Annotated in this window: 18 protein-coding genes and 5 tRNA genes; 14 read left to right on the top strand and 9 right to left on the bottom strand. The window is 71.3% G+C overall.

Annotation, left to right across the window (positions count from 1 at the left end; translation table 11 throughout):
* The first annotated feature begins 93 nt into the window (after window positions 1-93).
* The 3 genes from ACFXMG_RS25330 (at window position 94) to ACFXMG_RS25320 (ending at window position 2,621) form a co-directional block, all read left to right on the top strand.
* Entirely contained in the window at window positions 94-603 is a 510-nt protein-coding gene (locus ACFXMG_RS25330; protein WP_383824075.1) for a hypothetical protein, read from the top strand.
* 206 nt (window positions 604-809) lie between these two features.
* Entirely contained in the window at window positions 810-2,393 is a 1,584-nt protein-coding gene (locus tag ACFXMG_RS25325; RefSeq protein ID WP_383824078.1) for an acyl-CoA carboxylase subunit beta, read from the top strand.
* 24 nt (window positions 2,394-2,417) lie between these two features.
* On the top strand, window positions 2,418-2,621 hold the full coding sequence (locus ACFXMG_RS25320; RefSeq protein WP_383824081.1) for an acyl-CoA carboxylase subunit epsilon: 204 nt from the start codon (window positions 2,418-2,420) through the stop codon (window positions 2,619-2,621).
* A gap of 106 nt (window positions 2,622-2,727) precedes the next feature.
* Here the strand turns inward: ACFXMG_RS25320 and ACFXMG_RS25315 are convergent, their stop codons facing one another.
* From ACFXMG_RS25315 to ACFXMG_RS25280, 8 genes are all read right to left on the bottom strand, one after another.
* Window positions 2,728-3,309: an ATP/GTP-binding protein gene (locus tag ACFXMG_RS25315; protein ID WP_226651380.1), complete on the bottom strand. Its 582-nt coding sequence runs from the start codon at window positions 3,307-3,309 to the stop codon at window positions 2,728-2,730.
* Window positions 3,290-3,823 (bottom strand): DUF742 domain-containing protein, encoded by a 534-nt coding sequence (locus ACFXMG_RS25310; protein WP_383824083.1) that lies wholly within the window; start codon window positions 3,821-3,823, stop codon window positions 3,290-3,292. The genes ACFXMG_RS25315 and ACFXMG_RS25310 overlap by 20 nt, the downstream gene beginning before the upstream one ends.
* A 93-nt stretch (window positions 3,824-3,916) precedes the next feature.
* Entirely contained in the window at window positions 3,917-4,330 is a 414-nt protein-coding gene (locus tag ACFXMG_RS25305; protein WP_030496939.1) for a roadblock/LC7 domain-containing protein, read from the bottom strand.
* Window positions 4,331-4,340: 10 nt separating this feature from the next.
* Window positions 4,341-7,604, bottom strand: a complete 3,264-nt coding sequence (locus tag ACFXMG_RS25300; protein ID WP_383824086.1) for a nitrate- and nitrite sensing domain-containing protein — start codon at window positions 7,602-7,604, stop codon at window positions 4,341-4,343.
* 351 nt (window positions 7,605-7,955) lie between these two features.
* Complete coding sequence (locus tag ACFXMG_RS25295) at window positions 7,956-8,537, bottom strand: ATP/GTP-binding protein (protein WP_383824088.1); 582 nt, start codon at window positions 8,535-8,537, stop codon at window positions 7,956-7,958.
* The gene (locus tag ACFXMG_RS25290) at window positions 8,518-8,928 is read right to left on the bottom strand and encodes a DUF742 domain-containing protein (protein WP_030496941.1); all 411 of its coding nucleotides are present in this window, start codon (window positions 8,926-8,928) and stop codon (window positions 8,518-8,520) included. The genes ACFXMG_RS25295 and ACFXMG_RS25290 overlap by 20 nt, the downstream gene beginning before the upstream one ends.
* Before the next feature lie 156 nt (window positions 8,929-9,084).
* Window positions 9,085-9,498: a roadblock/LC7 domain-containing protein gene (locus tag ACFXMG_RS25285; RefSeq protein WP_030496942.1), complete on the bottom strand. Its 414-nt coding sequence runs from the start codon at window positions 9,496-9,498 to the stop codon at window positions 9,085-9,087.
* Window positions 9,499-9,507: 9 nt separating this feature from the next.
* Entirely contained in the window at window positions 9,508-13,467 is a 3,960-nt protein-coding gene (locus tag ACFXMG_RS25280; protein WP_383824091.1) for a nitrate- and nitrite sensing domain-containing protein, read from the bottom strand.
* Window positions 13,468-14,038: 571 nt separating this feature from the next.
* On the opposite strand from ACFXMG_RS25280, the gene ACFXMG_RS25275 reads away from it, so the two are divergent.
* From ACFXMG_RS25275 to ACFXMG_RS25230, 10 genes are all read left to right on the top strand, one after another.
* Window positions 14,039-14,236 carry a hypothetical protein gene (locus ACFXMG_RS25275; RefSeq protein WP_383824094.1) on the top strand — a complete coding sequence of 66 codons (198 nt, stop codon included), beginning with the start codon at window positions 14,039-14,041 and terminating at the stop codon, window positions 14,234-14,236.
* A gap of 112 nt (window positions 14,237-14,348) precedes the next feature.
* Entirely contained in the window at window positions 14,349-15,134 is a 786-nt protein-coding gene (locus ACFXMG_RS25270) for a fumarylacetoacetate hydrolase family protein (protein ID WP_383824097.1), read from the top strand.
* A complete protein-coding gene (gene gltX, locus ACFXMG_RS25265; RefSeq protein ID WP_383824100.1) occupies window positions 15,127-16,602 on the top strand; it encodes a glutamate--tRNA ligase in 1,476 nt (491 codons plus the stop codon). Before ACFXMG_RS25270 ends, gltX begins: the two co-directional genes overlap by 8 nt.
* Window positions 16,603-16,875: 273 nt before the next feature.
* Window positions 16,876-17,514, top strand: coding sequence for a DUF4241 domain-containing protein (locus ACFXMG_RS25260; protein ID WP_383824103.1), 639 nt, complete (start codon window positions 16,876-16,878; stop codon window positions 17,512-17,514).
* Between the two features lie 42 nt (window positions 17,515-17,556).
* Window positions 17,557-18,279: an HAD family hydrolase gene (locus tag ACFXMG_RS25255; protein WP_383824106.1), complete on the top strand. Its 723-nt coding sequence runs from the start codon at window positions 17,557-17,559 to the stop codon at window positions 18,277-18,279.
* A 92-nt stretch (window positions 18,280-18,371) separates the two neighbouring features.
* Window positions 18,372-18,443 (top strand) — tRNA-Gln (locus ACFXMG_RS25250).
* A 41-nt stretch (window positions 18,444-18,484) separates the two neighbouring features.
* A tRNA-Glu gene (locus ACFXMG_RS25245) sits at window positions 18,485-18,557 on the top strand.
* Between the two features lie 61 nt (window positions 18,558-18,618).
* A tRNA-Glu gene (locus ACFXMG_RS25240) sits at window positions 18,619-18,694 on the top strand.
* Between the two features lie 18 nt (window positions 18,695-18,712).
* Window positions 18,713-18,784: transfer RNA gene (locus tag ACFXMG_RS25235), tRNA-Gln, on the top strand.
* Window positions 18,785-18,826: 42 nt separating this feature from the next.
* A tRNA-Glu gene (locus ACFXMG_RS25230) sits at window positions 18,827-18,899 on the top strand.
* 138 nt (window positions 18,900-19,037) lie between these two features.
* On the opposite strand, the gene ndgR is transcribed toward ACFXMG_RS25230, so the two are convergent.
* Window positions 19,038-19,754, bottom strand: a complete 717-nt coding sequence (ndgR, locus tag ACFXMG_RS25225) for an IclR family transcriptional regulator NdgR (protein ID WP_005311436.1) — start codon at window positions 19,752-19,754, stop codon at window positions 19,038-19,040.
* Between the two features lie 139 nt (window positions 19,755-19,893).
* Here ndgR and leuC point away from each other — a divergent pair, with 139 nt between their 5' ends.
* Complete coding sequence (leuC, locus tag ACFXMG_RS25220) at window positions 19,894-21,318, top strand: 3-isopropylmalate dehydratase large subunit (protein ID WP_383824108.1); 1,425 nt, start codon at window positions 19,894-19,896, stop codon at window positions 21,316-21,318.
* Window positions 21,319-21,320: the final 2 nt, after the last annotated feature.

Genomic DNA, 21,320 nt, shown 5'->3' with positions numbered 1-21,320 from the left:
GCGCGTAGAACTACGGCACCATCTCCCTGCGCGACGAGCACCACCTGCACAGCCGTCCCCACCCGTCACGGTCATCCGCAGGAGGCAACCCCCGTGAAACTCCGCTCCGTCCTCACCGCAGTCGCCCTCGTCCTCGGCGCCCTCTTCGCCCCGGGATTCGGCGCCCTCACCTCCGGCGGCGAGGCCCACGCCGTCACCAAGATCAGCCACGCCAGTGCGACCTCCAGGTTCAGCTCCTCCGGCATCACCTGGTCCTCGTCCGGCGGCTGCTCGAACCGCTCCAGCCCCACCTGTACGTCCTTCGAGCAGCTCAACCTCGCCACCGCCCAGGGCGCCCAGACCCTCAAGAGCGCCAGCGGCTGCGCCCTCAACATCACCGGCGGCACCGAGACCGGCCACGCGGGCGGCACCTACTCGCACTGGAACGGCTACAAGCTGGACTTCTCCAAGGGCACCTGCGTCACCAACTACGTGGAGAACACGTTCACCTACATCGGCGTACGCGGGGACGGGGCGCCGCAGTGGCGCTCCGGCGCCGGTAACGTCTACGCCGACGAGGGCAACCACTGGGACGTGACCTTCTACAACTGCGGCGGCTGCTGAACCGCACACCGCCACGGCGCGCGGGTCCCCTCACCTCGGGGGCCCGCGCCCTGTCGTTTGTGGAACCCCTACAAGCAAAGGGGGTTCCCGGCTGTTGACTCGCTCCGGCCGGTCCACGGTTCTGTACGTCCTCGCCAGGAATCGACACGCGAGACTGTACGGAGTCGACGGCGGGGTTTCCTTGGTCGAGTTCGTAGGGTCGGTACATGACCCTTGTCGACGAGATCCCGAGCGAGCCCACCGACGCACGTGGCCGCGTCGCCGAACTGCACGTCCTGCGCGAGCAGGCGTTGGCCGGCCCCAGCGAGCGCGCGACCGAGGCCCAGCACGCGAAGGGCAAGCTGACCGCGCGCGAGCGCATCGAGCTGCTCCTCGACCCGGGTTCCTTCAACGAGGTCGAGCAGCTCCGCCGGCACCGCGCCCAGGGCTTCGGCCTGGAGGCCAGGAAGCCGTACACCGACGGTGTCATCACCGGCTGGGGCACGGTCGAGGGCCGCACGGTCTTCGTCTACGCGCACGACTTCCGGATCTTCGGCGGCGCCCTCGGCGAGGCCCACGCCACCAAGATCCACAAGATCATGGACATGGCCATCGCGGCCGGTGCCCCGCTGGTCTCCCTGAACGACGGCGCCGGAGCCCGTATCCAGGAGGGCGTCTCCGCCCTCGCCGGCTACGGCGGCATCTTCCAGCGCAACACCAAGGCGTCCGGCGTCATCCCGCAGATCAGCGTGATGCTCGGCCCGTGCGCCGGCGGCGCCGCCTACAGCCCCGCCCTCACCGACTTCGTCTTCATGGTCCGCGAGACCTCGCAGATGTTCATCACCGGCCCGGACGTCGTCAAGGCGGTCACCGGCGAGGAGATCAGCCAGAACGGCCTCGGCGGCGCCGACGTGCACGCCGAGACCTCCGGCGTCGCGCACTTCGCGTACGACGACGAGGAGACCTGCATCGCGGAGGTCCGCTACCTCCTGTCGATGCTCCCGCAGAACAACCGCGAGAACCCGCCGACCGTCGCCTCCGAGGACCCGGCCGACCGCCGCTCCGACGTCCTGCTCGACCTCGTGCCCGCCGACGGCAACCGCCCGTACGACATGCACAAGGTCATCGAGGAGCTCGTCGACGACGGCGACTACCTGGAGATCCACGAGCGCTGGGCGCGCAACATCATCTGCGCCCTCGCCCGCCTCGACGGGCAGGTCGTCGGCATCGTCGCCAACCAGCCGCAGTCCCTCGCCGGCGTCCTCGACATCGAGGCGTCCGAGAAGGCCGCCCGCTTCGTGCAGATGTGCGACGCCTTCAACATCCCGATCATCACCCTTCTGGACGTCCCCGGCTTCCTGCCCGGCGTCGACCAGGAGCACGGTGGAATCATCCGCCACGGCGCGAAGCTGCTCTACGCGTACTGCAACGCGACCGTGCCCCGGATCTCCCTGATCCTGCGCAAGGCGTACGGCGGCGCTTACATCGTCATGGACTCCCAGTCCATCGGCGCCGACCTGACGTACGCCTGGCCCACCAACGAAATCGCGGTCATGGGCGCCGAGGGCGCCGCCAACGTGATCTTCCGCAAGCAGATCGCCGAGGCCGAGGACCCGGAGGCCATGCGCACCCGCATGGTCAAGGAGTACAAGGCCGAGCTGATGCACCCGTACTACGCGGCCGAGCGCGGTCTCGTCGATGACGTCATCGACCCCGCCGACACCCGCCAGGTGCTCATCCGGTCCCTCGCGATGCTCCGCACCAAGCACGCCGACCTGCCGTCCCGCAAGCACGGCAACCCGCCTCAGTAAGACTCGCAAAAGGAGTCCACCGAAGTGACCACGCCTGCCACAGCCAACCTTCTCCGCGTCGAGAAGGGCCACGCCGACCCCGAGGAGCTGGCCGCCATCACCGCGGTCCTGCTCGCCCGCGCCGCCGCGCAGCCCGAGCCCGCCGTCGCCGGCCACGGCCGCACCACCGCCGGCTGGCGCCGTCTGGAGCGCGAGAACGGCTTCCGCGCCCCGCACAGCTGGCGCTGACGCCCCGGACGCCCGGGAGACCGGACAGACGGAAAAGGGCCCCCGCTCCTGAGAGGAGCGGGGGCCCTTCCGTGTGGCGGTGCTGCCGACGAGCCCGTCGGGACGGTTACCGCAGGCGGGCCATGAGCGCGTGCTCGACGAGGGTGATGAGCGCGCTCTTGGCGTCCGCGCGGTGGCGGGCGTCGGTCGTGATGATCGGGGTGTCCGGACCGATCTGGAGGGCCTCGCGGACCTCCTCCGGGTTGTAGGGCTGGTTCCCGTCGAAGCCGTTGAGGGCGATGACGAACGGGAGGCCCGAGTTCTCGAAGTAGTCGACCGCGGGGAAGCAGTCGGCGAGACGGCGGGTGTCGACGAGGACGACGGCGCCGATCGCGCCGCGCACCAGGTCGTCCCACATGAACCAGAAGCGGTCCTGACCGGGGGTGCCGAACAGGTACAGGATCAGGTCCTGGTCCAGCGTGATGCGGCCGAAGTCCATGGCGACGGTCGTCGTCGTCTTGTCGCCGGTGTGGGTGAGGTCGTCGATGCCCGCGGACGCGGACGTCATGACGGCCTCGGTACGCAGCGGATTGATCTCCGAGACGGCGCCGACGAACGTGGTCTTGCCCACGCCGAAGCCACCCGCCACCACGATCTTCGCGCTGGTGGTTGAACGGGCCGCGCCGCCGCTAGAGCTTGCGAAGTCCACTGAGCACCCTTTCGAGCAGTGTCACGTCTGGCTGACCGCCGGCGGCCTCGTCGCCGCCGGGCTGGTGAATGGCGACAAGTCCGGCCTCGGCCAGGTCGGCGACGAGGATCCGGGCAACGCCGAGGGGGATGGAGAGGAGCGCCGAGATCTCCGCGACCGACTTGATCTCGAAGCACAGCCGGCAGATCCGCTGGTGCTCGGGCAACTGCCCCTGCAACCGGGACGGATCGGCCGTGGTGCTGACCAGCGCCTCGATGGCGAGCTGGTAGCGCGGCCGGGTCCGGCCGCCGGTCATCGCGTACGGACGCACGAGGGGGTTGTGCCCGCCGCCGGAGCTCGACGAGCCCGCCGCACGCGGGACCACCGGCTGCGCCTGCGGCTGTCCGTAGGACGGGGGGACACCCTGTCTGCTGGGTGCGGAAGGGAAGTTGTAGCGGTTCTGCGCGGTGTCGCCCAGCGGCGCCTGATGCGCGTCGAATCCGTTGTAGGGGTTCGCCCCCGGGGGTGTTCCCACGTCTCCTCCTCCGACTGCCTCGCGGTCCATGTCCCTTGGAGCCGCGTCACCGCACCCTAACGGTGCGGTGACGAGATACGCACTGTGTGTCTGTTAGTTGAGAAGACTTCCCTGGAGCTCCGCCCGCAGGTCCGGGGTGAGGACGGAGCCCGCGCGGTCCACCAGCAGGGCCATCTCGTAGCCCACGAGACCGATGTCGGACTCGGGGTGGGCGAGGACGGCCAGCGAGGAGCCGTCCGAGACCGACATGATGAAGAGGAAGCCGCGCTCCATCTCCACCACGGTCTGGTTGACCGCGCCGCCCTCGAAGATCCGGGACGCGCCCGCGGTCAGCGAGGTCAGCCCGGAGGCCACCGCCGCCAGCTGGTCGGCACGGTCCCGGGGGAATCCCTCGGACATGGCCAGCAGGAGTCCGTCGGCGGAGACCACCACCGTGTGGGACACCCCGGGGGTGTTGTCCACGAAGTTGGTGATCAACCAGTTCAGATTCTGCGCCGCCTGGCTCATCGGGCTCACACTAACGCTCCTGGTTGTAGGTACTACCCGGGCCGAAGCCCGATCCGTTCGTGTCCGACCCCGCGGTACGTCCCTGCTGGACACCGCGGCGCAGGTTGCTCAACCTGCCCCGGACGTCCTCGGGCGCGCGGGAGACCTGGGGGCCGCCCTGCGGGGTCTGCTCCGCGGTGCCCTCGACCAGGTTGGCCTTGGGGACGCGCCGGGGGAGACCGGACGGAGTGACCCCGCCCGCCTTCGGCTCGCGGAGCTTCTTGGCCTGCTCCCAGCGCTCGTCGTTGGCCGAGCGCCAGTCGTCGGAGCCTTCGTTCTGCTGCTGCTCGTCCTGCCCCACCGGCTGGGCGGGCTGGGCCGGCGGCGCGGGCCGCTGCGCCTGGGGCTGCGGGGCGCCGCCGCCGCGGCGCGGCAGACCGGCGTCGGTCAGTCCGCTGCCGGTGCCCGGCGCGGGGCTGGGAGCCGGGGCCGGACGGTCGAAGCCTACGCGCTCGTGGCCCTGTTCGGGAGCGGCCTGGGAAGATTCCGATTCCGGCTGGTAGCCCTGGTCGAAAGCGCCCTGGTAGGAGCTCTGCGCGGGCCACTCGCCCTGGTGGGACTGGGGTTCGAACGCCTGGTCGTACCCGTCCGGGGTCGCGCCCTGGGTGCCGTACGCGGCTTCCGCATACGCCTGCTGCGGGTACGCGTCGGCCTGCTGGCCGTACCCCTCGTAGCCCTGCTGCTGCGGGTAGCCGTAGCCGTCCTGCGGCTGCTGCTCGTAGCCCTGCGCGTACTCCTGGGTCTGACCCTGGTCGTACCCCCGGCCGTACTCCTGACCCTGGACCTGCTGGGCCTGGATCTGCTCGTACGCCTGCGGGTACTCCTGGCCGTAGCCCTGCTCCTGGCCGTACTCGGAGCCGTACACCTGGCCCTGCTCGGACTCGTCGCCGTAGGGCGCGCCGTCCGGGCTCTGCACCTGGGCCTCCAGCGCGGCGCGGCGCTCCTCGCGGATCAGTGAGCGGTTGACCGGGTCCAGCTGCTGGCCCTCGCCCTGCTGCTCGTAGCGCGAGTCGTCGAAGCCGAGCTCGGCCGCGGTCCGCATCGGGGCCACCGCGGGCTCGAAGCCGCCCTGCTGCTGGTGCGGGATGATCTGGGAGACCGTGAAGTCGTCCTGCGCGGGCTGCTCGCCACCGCCACCGTGGGTGATGGCGTCGGGGAGCATGACCAGCGAGGTGGTGCCGGCCTGCTCGCCCGAGGGGCGGAGCTGGACGCGGATGCCGTGCCGGTCGGAGAGCCGGCCGACCACGAAGAGGCCCATGCGCTGGGAGACGGCGGCGTCCACGGTCGGCGGGTTCGCCAGCTTGTGGTTGATGTCCGCGAAGTCCTCGGCGGTGAGGCCGATGCCCTTGTCGTGGATCTCGACCATCACGCGGCCGTCGGGGAGACGGGTCGCGGTGACGCGGACCTTGGTCTGCGGGGAGGAGAACGTGGTGGCGTTCTCCAGCAGCTCGGCGAGCAGGTGCACGAGGTCGGTCACGGCCTGGCCGTGGATGTCGGCGTCCGGCACGCCGGCGATCTCGATGCGCTCGTACTGCTCCACCTCGGAGGAGGCGGCGCGCAGCACGTCGACGAGCGGGACGGGCTGGTCCCAGCGGCGGCCCGGCTCCTCGCCGGCGAGGACGAGGAGGTTCTCGCCGTTGCGGCGCATACGGGTCGCGAGGTGGTCCAGCTTGAAGAGGTTCTCCAGCTGGTCCGGGTCGGCCTCGTTGTTCTCCAGGTCGGTGATGAGGGTCAGCTGGCCCTCGATCAGCGACTGGTTGCGGCGCGAGAGGTTGGTGAAGATCGCGTTGACGTTGCCCCGGAGCATGGCCTGCTCGGCGGCGAGCCGGACGGCCTCGCGGTGGACCTGGTCGAAGGCGCGGGCGACCTCGCCGATCTCGTCCTGCGAGTCGATCGGGATGGGCTGCACCCGGGTGTCGACCCGGCCCGGCTCGGTACGGGAGAGCTGGTCGACCAGCATCGGCAGGCGCTGCTCGGCGATGCCGAAGGCGGCGGTACGCAGCTCGCGCATCGAGCGGCTCATCTGGCGGGCCATCATCCCGGCGAGGATGAAGGCGGCGAGCAGGGCGATGACGACGATGGCGCCGGTGACCCAGGCGTCGGTCTGCGCGTCGGAGGAGATCTCGGTGGCCTCGGCCACGGCCTTGTCGACGAGGTGCTTCTCGACCTCGCTGTAGCCGTCGAACTTGGCGGTGGTCACCGCCAGCCAGCTCTCGGCGTCGATCCCCTTGGACTTGAGGGCCTTCACCGCGTCGCCGTCGTCGGCGCTGCCGATGGCGGTGGCGAGACCGGTGTAGACCGAGCCGTCCTTGCCCTTGGGGAGCTGGACGCCGGCGGCGCGCATCTGCTTCTCGCCCGCGGCGGCCTTGCCGGCCATGACCTTCTTCAGCCGCTCGACGTCCTCGGCGGTGCCACCGGAGTTGTACTCGCCGAGGGCGATCTGCTCCAGGTAGTTGTACGAGTTGAAGGCGACGGACTGCTGCGCGAAGACGGTTTCCTTGGCGCTGGGCCGGACGAGCAGCTGGGTGCCGATGGAGCGCTGGAGCGACGCGGCGCCCTTGGCCAGCTGGACGGCGTAGACGGTACGGCCGTAGCTGGTGATGTTGCCGGTGCCGAGGCCGAGCTCGTTGGAGAGCTCCATGAGGTAGTGCTGGACACCGGTGTACGCGAGCTGCGTGTTCACCGGGTCCTGCGAGGCGGTGTAGGCCACCTTGCGCAGCTCGGCGAGCTTGGGCTCCTCGTTGCGGAACAGCTGGATGCGCCGTTCGAGGCCCTGGCCCGAGGGGAGGTTCTTGACGGCCTCGTCGAAGCGGGCGCGGGCGGCGTCGGTGTTCGCGTACGCCCGGGTGATCTCCTCGCCGGCGCGGTCCTTCCCGGCGAGCAGCGGGGCCGCTGTCAGGTCGCGTTCGTCGAGCAGGGCGGTGGAGTACTCCGAGGCGGCGCGCACGATGAGCGCCGTCTTCTCGGCGTCCTGGGCCTCCTGCCAGGTGTCGATCGACCCCTTGACCTGGAAGCCGCCCATGACGAGGCCGACGAGCACGGGTATGAGGAGGATCGCGTTCAGGCGGGTGGGCACGCGCCAGTTGCGCGGGGACAGCTTGCTGGAGCTGCCCCGGGGGGCGGGCGCGGGCACGGGTGTCACCGGTACGTCCGCGGGCGACACCGCGCTGCGCGACGGCGGGGTGAAGTTGCCCCGCGTCTCCTGCTCCGCGGAGCCATCCATGCTTCGCCTCACTCGACCAACAACCTCTCCGCGTCGGCACCTACGTCGTGCCGGTGTTTCATTCAGGGCCGTACTACTCGGGAGTTCATGAATTGCAGCACGTGAAGGGGGTCGGTTCCAAACAGTGGGACGGGGCCGCTTTCAGTGGTCCACGCCTCACATAAAACGGGCATAAAGAGCGAGCCCCGCCAAAAGGCGGGGCTCATGTGAGCGCAGCGACACGGACCGGATGCGTCGGGTGTCCGAGGCGCCCGAATTCTCTGTCGAAATGTTATGAAGCCCGGGGCCGGCCGTGGCGAAGGCCACAGAAGGACCCCGACCGCCCCGGTGCGGCGGCATATGACAACTGCCTTGGCCGAGAACCTACTTGAGCCGGGCCATGAGGGCGTGCTCGACGAGGGTGATCAGCGCGCTCTTCGCGTCCGCCCGGTGGCGGGCGTCCGTCGTGATGATCGGGGTGTCCGGACCGATCTGGAGAGCCTCGCGCACCTCGTCCGGAGTGTACGGCTGGTGGCCCTCGAAGCCGTTGAGGGCGATGACGAAGGGGAGCCCCGAGTTCTCGAAGTAGTCGACGGCCGGGAAGCAGTCGGCGAGACGGCGGGTGTCGACGAGGACGACGGCGCCGATCGCGCCGCGCACCAGGTCGTCCCACATGAACCAGAAGCGGTCCTGACCCGGGGTGCCGAACAGGTACAGGATCAGATCGGTGTCCAGCGTGATGCGGCCGAAGTCCATCGCCACCGTGGTGGTGGTCTTGCCGCCGGTGTGGGTCAGATCGTCGATCCCGGCGGAGGCCGCCGTCATCACGGCCTCGGTACGCAGCGGATTGATCTCCGAGACGGCGCCGACGAACGTGGTCTTGCCCACGCCGAAGCCACCCGCCACCACGATCTTCGCGCTGGTGGTCGATCTGGCCGCGCCGCCGTTAGAGCTTGCGAAGTCCACTGAGCACCCTTTCGAGCAGTGTCACGTCCGGCGTGCCGCCGGCTTCTCCATTGCCCGGCTGGTGGATGGCCACCATGCCCGCCTCGGCCAGGTCGGCCACGAGGATCCGGGCGACACCGAGCGGCATCGACAGCAGGGCGGACACCTCGGCCACCGACTTGACCTCACGGCACAGGTGGCAGATGCGCTGGTGCTCGGGGAGGAGCGTGGCGAGGTGCGCCGGGTCGGCCGTGGTGCTGACCAGCGCCTCGATGGCGAGCTGGTAGCGCGGCCGGGTCCGGCCGCCGGTCATCGCGTACGGACGGACCAGCGGCTGGTCGCCCTCATGACCGTACGGATCGTCCAGGGACGAACCGCCGTACGGATCGTGAGTGGCGGGGGGCGGGGTCATGAATCCTCCGGGCGTGACAGCAAAGCCTCTGCCGTCTGATGGGGCCGGTGGGGGGCCGGATGGGGCGGCCGGACGATGAACGGTGCCGGGGGCGGTACGTGATGGGGTGCGTACCGCCCCGTCGAGGGGACAGGCGCTGCGGGCGGGTGGGGACCGCTAGTGCAGCAGGCTGCCCTGGAGCTCCGCGCGGAGATCCGGGGTGAGCACGCTGCCGGCCCGGTCGACCAGCAGCGCCATCTCGTAGCCCACGAGGCCGATGTCGCACTCCGGGTGTGCGAGCACGGCGAGCGAGGAGCCGTCGGAGACCGACATGAGGAAGAGGAAGCCGCGCTCCATCTCCACCACGGTCTGTGCCACGGGACCGCCCTCGAAGATCCGGGAGGCACCCGCGGTCAGCGAGGTGAGCCCGGACGCGACCGCCGCCAGCTGGTCGGCACGATCGCGGGGGAATCCTTCGGACATGGCCAGCAGCAGGCCGTCGGCGGAGACCACCACCGTGTGGGACACCCCGGGGGTGTTGTCCACGAAGTTGGTGATCAACCAGTTCAGGTTCTGCGCCGCCTGGCTCATCGCGCTCAACTATCGCTCCTGCTGGTGGTTCGGACCGAGGTGGAAGCTACCCGTGGTCGAGTTGCCCGCCTGCCGGCCCTGCTGGATACCGCGGCGCAGGTTGGTGAGCCGGCCGCGGACGTCGTCGGGTGCACGCGAGACCTGGGGGCCGGCCGTGTGGGCCTGCTCCTGTGCGGTCCCGGGTACGAGGTTGGCCTTCGGCACACGGCGCGGAAGACCGGAGGTGGTGACCCCGCCGGCGGAGGGCTTGCGCGCCCGCTCGGCCTGGCGCACCAGATCGTCGTTGGGCGAGGGCCGCCAGTTGGCCGGCCGCCCGCCGTCGGGCGCCTGGCCGGGGGCCGGGGGCTGCGCCGCCGGAGCGGGCTGCCGCACGACCGGGGTCTGCATGGTCTGGTCGACCTCGGGCCCCCGCTGCTGCTGCGCCGGCTGGGCCGGGGCCTGCTGCTGACCCTGTTCCTGGTGGAACCAGTTGGTCTCCAGCGTGTCGTACAGCGGGGTGCGCCCGTCGCCCGCGCCGGTCGCCGGCGGCAGGGCCTCCGGACGGCGCGGCCGGCCGAGCTGCGGCTGACGCGGCTCGGGGGCGTGGGCCTGCGGTGCGACGTGCTGCGGCGCCTGCGGGAGACCCGGCTGCTGACCCTGGGGGAGACCCTGCTGCGGGAGGCCCTGCTGGGGCGGCGTGCCGAAGTCGTTGCCGGTGCGCTGGCGCGGGGCCGGGGCCTGCGGGGCCCCCGGCTGCTGCTGCGCCTGCGGTACGAAGGGCTGGCTGCCGTACGGAGGACGGTCCTGGAACTGCGGGGCCTGGGGCGCCTGCGGCATCTGGGGCGCCTGGGGCACCTGCGGGGCACCGAAGTCCGGCCGCGGGAACTGGCCCGTGGAGCCGGGACCCTGCGGCGCGTCGTAGTCCGGACGGGCGAACTGCGAGGTGGACGCCGGGTCCTGGTACTGCGGGGCCTGGGGCGCCTGCGGCGCACCGAAGTCGGGGCGCGCGAACTGGCCCGTCGAACCCGGGCCCTGCGGGGCGCCGGGCGCGGCGTACGAACCCGTGGTCTCCGGGTCGTCGTGACCGCGCGGCGCGTCCAGCGGCGTCATGTCCTGCTGCGGGCGGCGTACCGGCGACGGGGCCTGGTCGCTGCCCCAGCTCGCGGCCTGCGGGCGCTGCGGCTGGGGGTTGCCGCCGGGCAGCTCGGCGCGCGGGAAGCCGTTCGGGGCACCCAGCGGGTCCTGCTGCTGCGGGGCCTGCGGGGCGTGCTGGTTCTGCTGGGTGTTCTGCTGCTGGCCGCCCCACACGTCCGTACGGGACGGGATGGCGCTCGCCGCGCCGCCGATGAGACCGGCACCCGGGCCGGGCTGCGGAGGCTGGGGGAGCTGCGGAAGCTGACCGGTCTGTTCCAGCTGGGCGTTGGCCGGCTGGGGCTGCTGGCGCGGGGCCTGGGGAGCCTGCGGCGCGCCGTCCCGGGCGGGCAGCGCGGTACGCGCTCCGCCGGCCGGGCCGACCTGCGGACGCGCGGCGCCGGGACCGGCGCCGAGGCGCCCGGCCGGGGCCGAGGGGCCGCCGAGCCCCGGACGTCCGGCGCCGGGACCGCCGGCACCCGGAGCACCGGGACCGCCGGCCGCGCCGGGGCCGCCGGGGAGACGCCCGCCGGGGGCGTTGCCGCCCTGCGGGGCCGTGCCCGGGGCGCCGGGGCCCTGCTTGAGGGCCGGCTTGCGGCCGCCCTGGGCGACGTCGACCGGCAGCATGACGAGCGCGGTGGTGCCGCCCGAGTCGGACGGGCGCAGCTGGATGCGGATGCCGTGTCGCAGGGACAGGCGGCCGACCACGAAGAGGCCCATGCGGCGGGAGACGGAGACGTCCACGGTGGGGGGCGAGGCGAGCCGCTCGTTGATCGCGGCCAGGTCCTCGGGGGAGAGGCCGATGCCGGTGTCGTGGATCTCGACCAGCACGCGGCCGTCGGGCAGCGCGTGACCGGTGACGCGGACCTTGGTCTGCGGGGAGGAGAACGAGGTGGCGTTCTCCAGCAGCTCGGCGAGGAGGTGCACGAGGTCGTTGACGACGCGGCCGGCGACGTCCGTCGCCGGGACCGCGGCCAGTTCGATGCGCTCGTACTGCTCCACCTCGGAGGCGGCGGCGCGGAGCACGTCGACCAGCGGGACCGGGCGGGTCCAGCGGCGGCCCGGCTCCTCGCCGGCGAGGACGAGGAGGTTCTCGCCGTTCCGGCGCATACGGGTCGCGAGGTGGTCGAGCTTGAAGAGCGAGGAGAGCTGGTCCGGGTCGGCCTCGCGGGACTCCAGCTCGGAGATGAGCGAGAGCTGACGCTGGATGAGGCCCTGGGAGCGGCGCGAGAGGTTGGTGAACATCGCGTTGACGTTGCCCCGGAGGAGGGCCTGCTCGGCGGCGAGGCGGACGGCCTCGCGGTGCACGTCGTCGAAGGCCGTGGCCACCTGGCCGATCTCGTCCCGGGAGTGCACGCCGACGGACTCGACGGAGGTGTCGACGTCCTGCGGGTCGGACTCGGAGAGCTGCTTGACGAGCTCGGGCAGGCGTTCCTGGGCGACCTTGGTCGCGGTGTCCTGGAGCCGGCGCAGCGAGCGGATCATGGAGCGGGCCACGACGAAGGCGCCGACGAGCGAGACGCCGAGGACGAGGAGGATCAGCGCACCGTTGATGATCGCCTCGCGCTGCGCCTCCTGCCGCAGCTCACGGGCGACCGTCTCCATCTCGCCGAGGAGCTGGTTCTCGATGCGGCCCATGGCCGCGATCTTGGTCTCGTACTCGTCGGTGAAGTTGAGGTAACCGCGCTTCTCGCCGCCGGGCATGGTCTGGTCGGCCTTCAGCACGCGCTCGGCGTACTTCTCGGCGTCCACGATGGTGGGGTTGCCGGAGTGGAGCGACTCGGTGAGGTCGGTGGCGTTGCCGCCGGTCGCCTCGTAGACCGCGGTGAAGGACTTGAAGGCGTTGTTCTCGCCGTTGAGCGCGGCCTCGCCGTAGAGGCGGTCACCGGGCTGGATCCGGCCGGCGGTCTTGTCGCTGGCCGGCAGGGCGCCCGCGATGATCGCCTGCTGGATGGAGGCGTACTCCTTGGCGGACGAGAACGCGGCGAGCGCGCGGGTCCGCTTGATCATGTCCGGGTTGCTGGTCGCCTGCGCCATGTCCTGGGACAGGCTGAGCAGCGAGCGGATCAGACGGCTGTACGCCTCGACCGTCACCGACTGCTGGACGTTCTTGCGGTAGGCGGTCGTCCGGATGCTGTGGAGGTCGAGGACCTGCGAGGCGATGGTGCTGACGTTGGAGCGGATGCTCTGGAGCGCCTCGTCGTCCTCGGCGTTCGGGATGGCCCGGGTGGCGTCGAGGAAGGCGTCGTACTGGCGGTCCGTGCGGCGGCGCGGGTTGGAGACCTGGTAGTCGCTGACCGGGCGCCCGTTGGCGAGCGGACCGGCGGACAGGTCGCGCTCGGCCTGGAGGGCCTGCGCGAGCGCGGTCGCCTCACGGGTCAGCTTGGTGAGCAGCTGCATGTGGTCGAGCTGCTGGATGTCCTGGAGCGACTCGCTGATGCGGATGCCGCCGAGGCTGGTGGCCGCGACCACGGGGAGGGTCAGCAGGGCCACGAGGCGGGTGGAGATGCGCCAGTTGCGGAGGGCTATTCGGGGACCGGCCGGGTTCTCGGGAGTGGCGGGCTTGGCGCCCTTCTCACCCTTCTCACCGCGTGCGGTGCCGGCCGCGCCGGACTGCTCGCCGGGCGCGGCGGACGGGCCGGAGCGGCGCGCGGAGCCGTCGCCGGACTCGCCGTTCGGCCGCGCGGCCTTGCCCTGGGCCCTGCCCTGACCGCCCGGGCCGGGCGCCTGCTGGGTGGAGTGCGGGGCCGCGGGACCGCGGTCGGTCCCGGCACGCGGTTCCTGCTCCGACGGAGCCTCCGCACGGCCCTTGCGGGCCTGGGCAGAGCCCGCGCCATCCCTCTTGAAACGTCCCTGCACTAGCGTCGCAACCTCTGGACCAGGCGTCCTTCCGGGTGGAACCGGAGCGGACGGTGTCGGCGTCGTCGGGACGCGTCGGTGCGCCCCAGGTGGTCGTCGGTGACCGGCGCAGATCCCCCTTCCCCGCCACTCGGCCGGCGCTGCGTTGCGCCCCCTGCGTGCCGGCGTCGAACCCGCGGCGGTGCGTGGAATTCCAGCACAGTGCCGGAACTCCAACAAGGGCTGAGGTCTGTACCGCGAGGGGGATGACCAACCGTGCGCACGAGATCACGGGGTGTAGAAGATGATCACGGAGGTTTCGGACTTTTCCTCTCCAATAGCCTGGCGCCCTCGAGTGTCCCAGTCGCGATGATCAGGAGCGGAATGGCGGGTTCAGTGGCGGAATGTCCCTTTCCGTGACCTGACATGCCTGTCCGTAATGAGCGGAATATCCGCCCAGTGGTGAGCAAACTCACACGGGAGTGGATGTCTTGGCCATGCATTCGAAGGGAACACCTTGATTTAGCCTGACGCTTTACACCATTCTCGCGCCCGTACGGGCGCCCGTCCCGGAACAAGGTCTGACAGCGCGATGACTGCACCCACGCCCGCCACCACGGCCAACCCGCGCCGTTCCACCCTCGCCCACCTCGCGGACGCCGACGCCCTCGGTCGCGGCGCCACCCCCGCGTACGGGACGGACCTCCCCGGCGCCACGGCCAACCCGCGCCGCACCGTCCTGATGCAGGCCCCCGCGCCCTACGTGCCGGCCTACCTCTCCGAGGTCTGATCCGCCCGTTCGCCCGCCCGTCACCGGCGATATCCGCCGGTCGGCCGCCCCGCGCCGCGTTAGCCTGGAGCGTCAGACTCCAGCCAGTACCAAGTGAGGGGCGACAGCACTCGTGCGCATCGCCAGATTCTCCATCGACGGCAATGTCGCCTTCGGCGCGGTCGAGGGCGAGGGGACCATCGAGTCCGGCGGCCTCGTCCTCGACATCATCAAGGGCATCCCGTACACCGACTTCGAGCTCAGCGGCACCAAGGTCCCGCTGAGCAAGGTACGGCTCCTGCCGCCGGTGCTCCCCAACAAGGTCGTGGCCATCGGCCGCAACTACGCGGAGCACGCCAAGGAACTCGGCAACGAGGTCCCCGAGGTCCCGGTCGCCTTCTTCAAGCCGACCACCTCCGTCATCGGCCCCGGCGACGCCATCGAGTTCCCCTCCTTCTCCAGCGAGCTGCACCACGAGGCCGAACTCGCCGTGGTGATCGGCCGCATGTGCCGCGAGGTGCCCCGGGAGCGCGTCAAGGACGTGATCTTCGGCTACACCTGCGCCAACGACGTGACCGCCCGCGACGTCCAGCAGCGCGAGGCCCAGTGGGCCCGCGCCAAGGGCTTCGACACGAGCTGCCCGCTGGGCCCCTGGGTGGAGACCGACCTCGACCCGAGCGACCTCGCCGTCCAGGCCACGGTCAACGGCGAACAACGCCAGCTCGGTCGGACGAGCGACATGATCCGCTCCATCGAGGACCTGGTCGTCCACATCACCGAGGCCATGACGCTGCTCCCCGGCGACGTCATCCTCACCGGCACCCCCGCCGGGGTCGGCCCCCTCACCGTCGGCGACGAGGTCGCCGTCACCATCGAAGGCATCGGCACTCTCACCAACAGGGTGATCAAGCGTGGCTAACGCGAACCTCCGCGTCCGTTTCTGTCCGTCCCCGACCGGCAACCCCCATGTGGGCCTGGTCCGCACCGCCCTCTTCAACTGGGCCTTCGCCCGGCACAACCAGGGCACGATGGTCTTCCGCATCGAGGACACCGACGCGGCCCGCGACTCCGAGGAGTCGTACGAGCAGCTGCTCGACTCCCTCAAGTGGCTCGGCCTCGACTGGGACGAGGGCCCCGAGGTCGGCGGCCCGCACGCCCCGTACCGCCAGTCGCAGCGGATGGACATCTATCAGGACGTCGCCGAGAAGCTGCTCGCCGGCGGGTACGCGTACCGCTGCTACTGCAACACCGCCGAGCTGGACGAGCGCCGCGAGGCGGCCCGCGCCGCCGGCCGCCCGTCCGGCTACGACGGCCACTGCCGCGAGCTGTCGGCCGAGCAGGTCGCCGCGTACGAGGCGGAGGGCCGCGAGCCGATCGTCCGCTTCCGGATGCCCGACGAGCCGATCACCTTCACCGACCTGGTCCGCGGCGAGCTCACCTTCACCCCGGAGAACGTGCCGGACTACGGCATCCTCCGGGCCAACGGCGCCCCGCTCTACACCCTGGTCAACCCGGTCGACGACGCCCTGATGGAGATCACCCACGTCCTGCGCGGCGAGGACCTGCTCTCCTCCACCCCCCGCCAGGTCGCCCTCTACAAGGCCCTGATCGAGCTGGGTGTCGCCAAGGAGATCCCCGCCTTCGGCCACCTGCCGTACGTGATGGGCGAGGGCAACAAGAAGCTCTCCAAGCGCGACCCGCAGGCGTCCCTCAACCTCTACCGGGAGCGCGGCTTCCTCCCCGAGGGCCTGCTGAACTACCTGTCGCTGCTCGGCTGGTCCTTCTCCGCCGACCAGGACATCTTCACCATCCCCGAGATGGTGGCGAAGTTCGACATCGCGGACGTCAACGCCAACCCGGCCCGCTTCGACCTCAAGAAGGCCGAGTCCATCAACGCGGACCACATCCGCATGCTGGACGTGAAGACCTTCGCCGAGGCGTGCGAGCCCTGGCTCCAGGCCCCGCACGCCCCCTGGGCCCCCGAGGACTTCGACCGCGCGGCCTGGGAGCGGATCGCCCCGCACGCCCAGACCCGCCTGACCGTGCTCTCCGAGATCACGGCCAACGTCGACTTCCTCTTCCTGCCCGAGCCGGTCCTCGACCAGCCCTCGTGGGACAAGGCCATGAAGGGCGAGCCCGCGGCCCTCCTCACCACCGCCCGCGAGAAGCTGGTGGACGCCGACTGGAACGACCCCGAGTCGCTCAAGAACGCGGTCCTGGCCGCCGGCGAGGCCCACGGCCTCAAGCTCGGCAAGGCCCAGGCCCCCGTCCGCGTCGCCGTCACCGGCCGCACTGTCGGCCTGCCCCTCTTCGAGTCCCTGGAGATCCTGGGCAAGGAGAAGACCCTGGCCCGCATCGACGCGGCCCTCGCGAAGCTCGCCGCGTAGGCGACACCCGCCGTACGCCACGGGGGCGGGGGCCCGGGGCCCGCGCCGGGGGCGCCCCCCCCCGGGGGCCGGCCCCCCCGGGGGGGCCCCGCCCCCCGGGGGGGGCCCGGGCCCCGCCGCCCCCCGCGCCCGCCCGCGCGGGGCCCCCCGGCCCGCCCCGCGGGGCGGCCCCCCCCGCGGGCCCCCCGGGGGGGGGCGCCCGGCCCCCGCCCCGGCCCCCGCCCCCGTCGTCGTACGCACCCCGCTGTCGTACCCGGCCCCTAGGGTCGGCCCATGTCCATGACACCGCCTGACTTCACCCACTGGTTCACCCCGGGAGCCGTCGTACCGACCTTGGAGAAGAGGGACGCCGTCTTCGCCGTGCGGGAGGTGGGGGAGCTGGACCTGCCCACCGGCCGGCTCGTCGCCTGCGACCCGATCGTGCACCTCTGCCAGGACGACGAGCGGCCCGAGCCCTTCACCGCCACGGTCCCGCCCGGCCGCTACCGGGTCCAGACCGCCGAGGTCACCTTCACGTATCCCTACGACCACACCGTGAACGCCGCCGCCCGGCTGGTGATCCGCGACACCCCGGTGGTCCGCTGGGAGCCCGCCCTCGTCCCCGGCGAGCCCGAGGACGACTCCTTCGGGTTCGGGGTGGACGCCGGGGCCGGCTGCTTCCTCGACACCGTCGCCCACCACTCCTTCCCCGGCACCGACGACGACTCGGGTGTCGTGTGGGAGGGGCTGGACGCCGACACCCCCGGACCGACCGCCTTCGTCGCCGAGGGTGAGAACGGCCACACCATCGCCGTCTTCGCCTCCGGCTGGGGCGACGGCCTCTACCCGACCTGGACCGGCCGCGACGCCGACGGCGAGGTCGCCTGCTTCGTCACCGACCTCCACCCCTTCCGCTTCACCCGCACCCCGTGAAGCGCTCCCGGACCCGCCCGCCACCGGCGTACGGTCGGTCCCATGAGCATCCGCGCCGTCCTCTGGGACGTGGACGACACGATCTTCGACTACGCGGCGGCCGACCGCGCCGGCATGCGCGCCCACCTCGCCGCCGAGGGCCTGACCGGCCTGCACGGCTCCGTCGAGGACGCCCTGCTCCACTGGAAGGAGCTCACCGAGCTGCACTGGCGGCGTTACGAGGACAGCCTGGGGGACTGGCAGGACCAGCGCCGGCGGCGGGTCCGCGACTTCCTGGAGCGGCCGTCCCTGACCGACGCCGAGGCCGACGCCTGGTTCGGCCGGTACGTGGCCCACTACGAGGCCGCCTGGGAGCTCTTCCCCGACGCGCTGCCCGTCCTGGACCTGCTCGCCGCCGACTACCGGCAGGCCGTCCTGTCGAACTCCAGCATCCACGCCCAGGAACCCAAGCTGCGCGCCCTCGGTGTCCGCGACCACTTCGAGGCCGTCCTGTGCGCCGCCGAACTGGGCAGCGCCAAGCCCGCCGCCGAGGCGTTCCACGCCGGCTGTACGGCGCTCGGCCTCGCCCCGCACGAGGTGGCGTACGTGGGCGACCGCCCCGACACCGACGCGCTCGGCGCCCAGGAGGCGGGGCTGCACGGCATCTGGCTGGACCGCGCCGACACCGGCGGCCGGCCCGGCCTGCACCGCATCACCGACCTCCACCAGCTCCTCCCGCTGCTCCGCGGGGATACCCGTTTTGGAGCACCGTCCACCTTCGGGTAATGTTCTTCCTGCGCCGAGGGGAGCAAGCCGAAAGGCAAGAACCCGGAAAGCGCAAGCCGAGCAAGATCCCCCTCACGGGGAAGTTGCCCCGGTGGCCTATGGTGTAATTGGCAGCACGACTGATTCTGGTTCAGTTAGTCTTGGTTCGAGTCCAGGTAGGCCAGCTCGCAGAGCTCATCTGCAAACCGTGGATGGCATCCACAAAGCCCCCGTTGTGTAGCGGCCTAGCACGCCGCCCTCTCAAGGCGGTAGCGCCGGTTCGAATCCGGTCGGGGGTACAGATCCTTCCCGCGGGATCACCTGGGTAGCTCCCGGTGAACCCGATGCAGGATCGCTAGGGCCCCCGTTGTGTAGCGGCCTAGCACGCCGCCCTCTCAAGGCGGTAGCGCCGGTTCGAATCCGGTCGGGGGTACCAACTGGTCTTCACCACCAGTGGCCTATGGTGTAATTGGCAGCACGACTGATTCTGGTTCAGTTAGTCTTGGTTCGAGTCCAGGTAGGCCAGCGTAGTAACGTCACGCGACTCCGTCGCATGGCACTTGATCTTGCCCCCGTTGTGTAGCGGCCTAGCACGCCGCCCTCTCAAGGCGGTAGCGCCGGTTCGAATCCGGTCGGGGGTACTCAAGGAGGAAGCCCTTCCCTTCGGGGGAGGGCTTCTTCGCTGTTCCCGGCCGTCGCCCGCACCCGGACACAACTCCGGCCCACCGCTGCGGCGTTGGAGCGGTGGGCCGGGGAACGTACAGATGAACAGAGGAAGATCAGCCGTTGCGGCGCAGGGCCTCGCTGAGACGCGCGGCGGCGTCGATGACCGCCTGGGCGTGCATCCGGCCCGGGTGGCGCGTCAGACGCTCGATCGGACCCGACACCGACACGGCGGCCACCACGCGGTTCGAGGGGCCCCTGACGGGCGCGGAGACGGACGCGACGCCCGGCTCCCGCTCACCGATCGACTGGGCCCAGCCGCGGCGCCGTACGCCCGACAGGGCCGTCGCCGTGAAGCGGGCGCCCTGGAGACCCCGGTGCAGCCGCTCGGGCTCCTCCCAGGCCATCAGGATCTGCGCCGACGAGCCGGCCTTCATGGTCAGCGTGGAGCCCACCGGGACCGTGTCCCGCAGACCGGACAGCCGCTCGGCCGCCGCCACGCAGATCCGCATGTCGCCCTGGCGCCGGTAGAGCTGCGCGCTCTCCCCGGTCACGTCGCGCAGATGCGTCAGCACCGGACCCGCCGTCGCCAGGAGGCGGTCCTCACCGGCCGCCGCCGCCAGCTCCGCCAGCCGCGGACCGAGAATGAAACGGCCCTGCATGTCGCGGGCGACCATCCGGTGGTGTTCCAATGCCACGGCCAGTCGGTGGGCCGTGGGTCGTGCGAGTCCCGTCGCCGCGACCAGTCCTGCGAGGGTGGCCGGACCGGACTCCAGGGCGCTCAGGACAAGGGCTGCCTTGTCGAGAACGCCTACGCCGCTAGAGTTGTCCATGCAACGATATTCGCGTCTCACTCTGTGAAACGCAAGTTCAATTTTCCGAGGAACTTGTCACTCTGGTGAGGCGGCCGCACAACGGACCGCACAACGGTCTCTAGTGGTGCCGGCGCAGCCGCCGGCCGGAGGGAAAGCGATGGGTAGGACACTCGCGGAGAAGGTCTGGGACGACCACGTCGTCCGGCGCGCCGAAGGCGAGCCCGACCTCCTCTTCATCGATCTTCACCTGCTGCACGAGGTGACCAGTCCCCAGGCGTTCGACGGTCTCCGCCAGAACGGCCGCCCGGTGCGGCGCCTCGACCTCACCATCGCCACCGAGGACCACAACACCCCCACCCTCGACATCGACAAGCCGATCGCCGACCCCGTCTCCCGCGCCCAGCTGGAGACCCTGCGCAAGAACTGCGCGGAGTTCGGTGTACGGCTCCACCCGCTCGGCGACGTCGAGCAGGGCGTCGTCCACGTCGTGGGACCCCAGCTGGGCCTCACCCAGCCCGGCATGACCGTGGTCTGCGGCGACTCTCACACCTCCACCCACGGCGCCTTCGGCGGCCTGGCGTTCGGCATCGGCACCAGCCAGGTCGAGCACGTCCTGGCCACCCAGACGCTGCCCATGGCCCGCCCGAAGACCATGGCCATCACCGTGAACGGCGAGCTGCCCGCCGACGTCACCGCCAAGGACCTGATCCTCGCCGTCATCGCGAAGATCGGCACCGGCGGCGGCCAGGGCTACGTCCTGGAGTACCGGGGCTCCGCCATCGAGAAACTCTCGATGGAGGGCCGGATGACCATCTGCAACATGTCCATCGAGGCCGGTGCCCGCGCGGGCATGATCGCCCCCGACCAGACCACCTTCGACTACCTCGAAGGCCGCCCGCACGCCCCCGTGGGCGAGGACTGGGACGCCGCCGTCGCCTACTGGAAGACGCTGCGGACCGACGAGGACGCCGTCTTCGACGCCGAGGTCGTCATCGAGGCCGCCGAGCTGGCCCCGTTCGTCACCTGGGGCACCAACCCCGGCCAGGGCGCCCCGCTTTCGGCGAACGTCCCCGACCCGGCTTCGTACGAAGACCCCTCGGAGCGCCTCGCCGCCGAAAAGGCCCTGGAGTACATGGGGTTGACCGCCGGACAGCCGCTGCGCGACATCAAGGTCGACACCGTCTTCGTAGGCTCCTGCACCAACGGCCGCATCGAGGACCTGCGCAACGCCGCCTCCCTGCTGGAAGGCCGGCAGGTCGCCGACGGCGTCCGCATGCTGGTCGTCCCCGGCTCCGTCCGGGTCGCCCTCCAGGCCGTCGAGGAGGGCCTGGACAAGGTCTTCAAGGCCGCCGGCGCCGAATGGCGGCACGCGGGCTGCTCCATGTGCCTGGGCATGAACCCCGACCAGCTGGCCCCCGGTGAGCGCTCCGCGTCCACCTCCAACCGCAACTTCGAGGGCCGGCAGGGCAAGGGCGGCCGCACCCACCTGGTCTCCCCCCAGGTCGCCGCCGCCACCGCAGTCCTGGGTCACCTGGCCTCCCCGGCCGACCTGTCCGACACCGTCACCACCGCGGGGGTCTGAGG

It is taken from the genome of Streptomyces sp. NPDC059201, assembly GCF_042754585.1.
In the GTDB taxonomy this organism is placed as follows: domain Bacteria; phylum Actinomycetota; class Actinomycetes; order Streptomycetales; family Streptomycetaceae; genus Streptomyces.
Note: the sequence above shows the minus strand (reverse complement) of the source record. Positions and strands in the feature narration are given on the sequence as shown.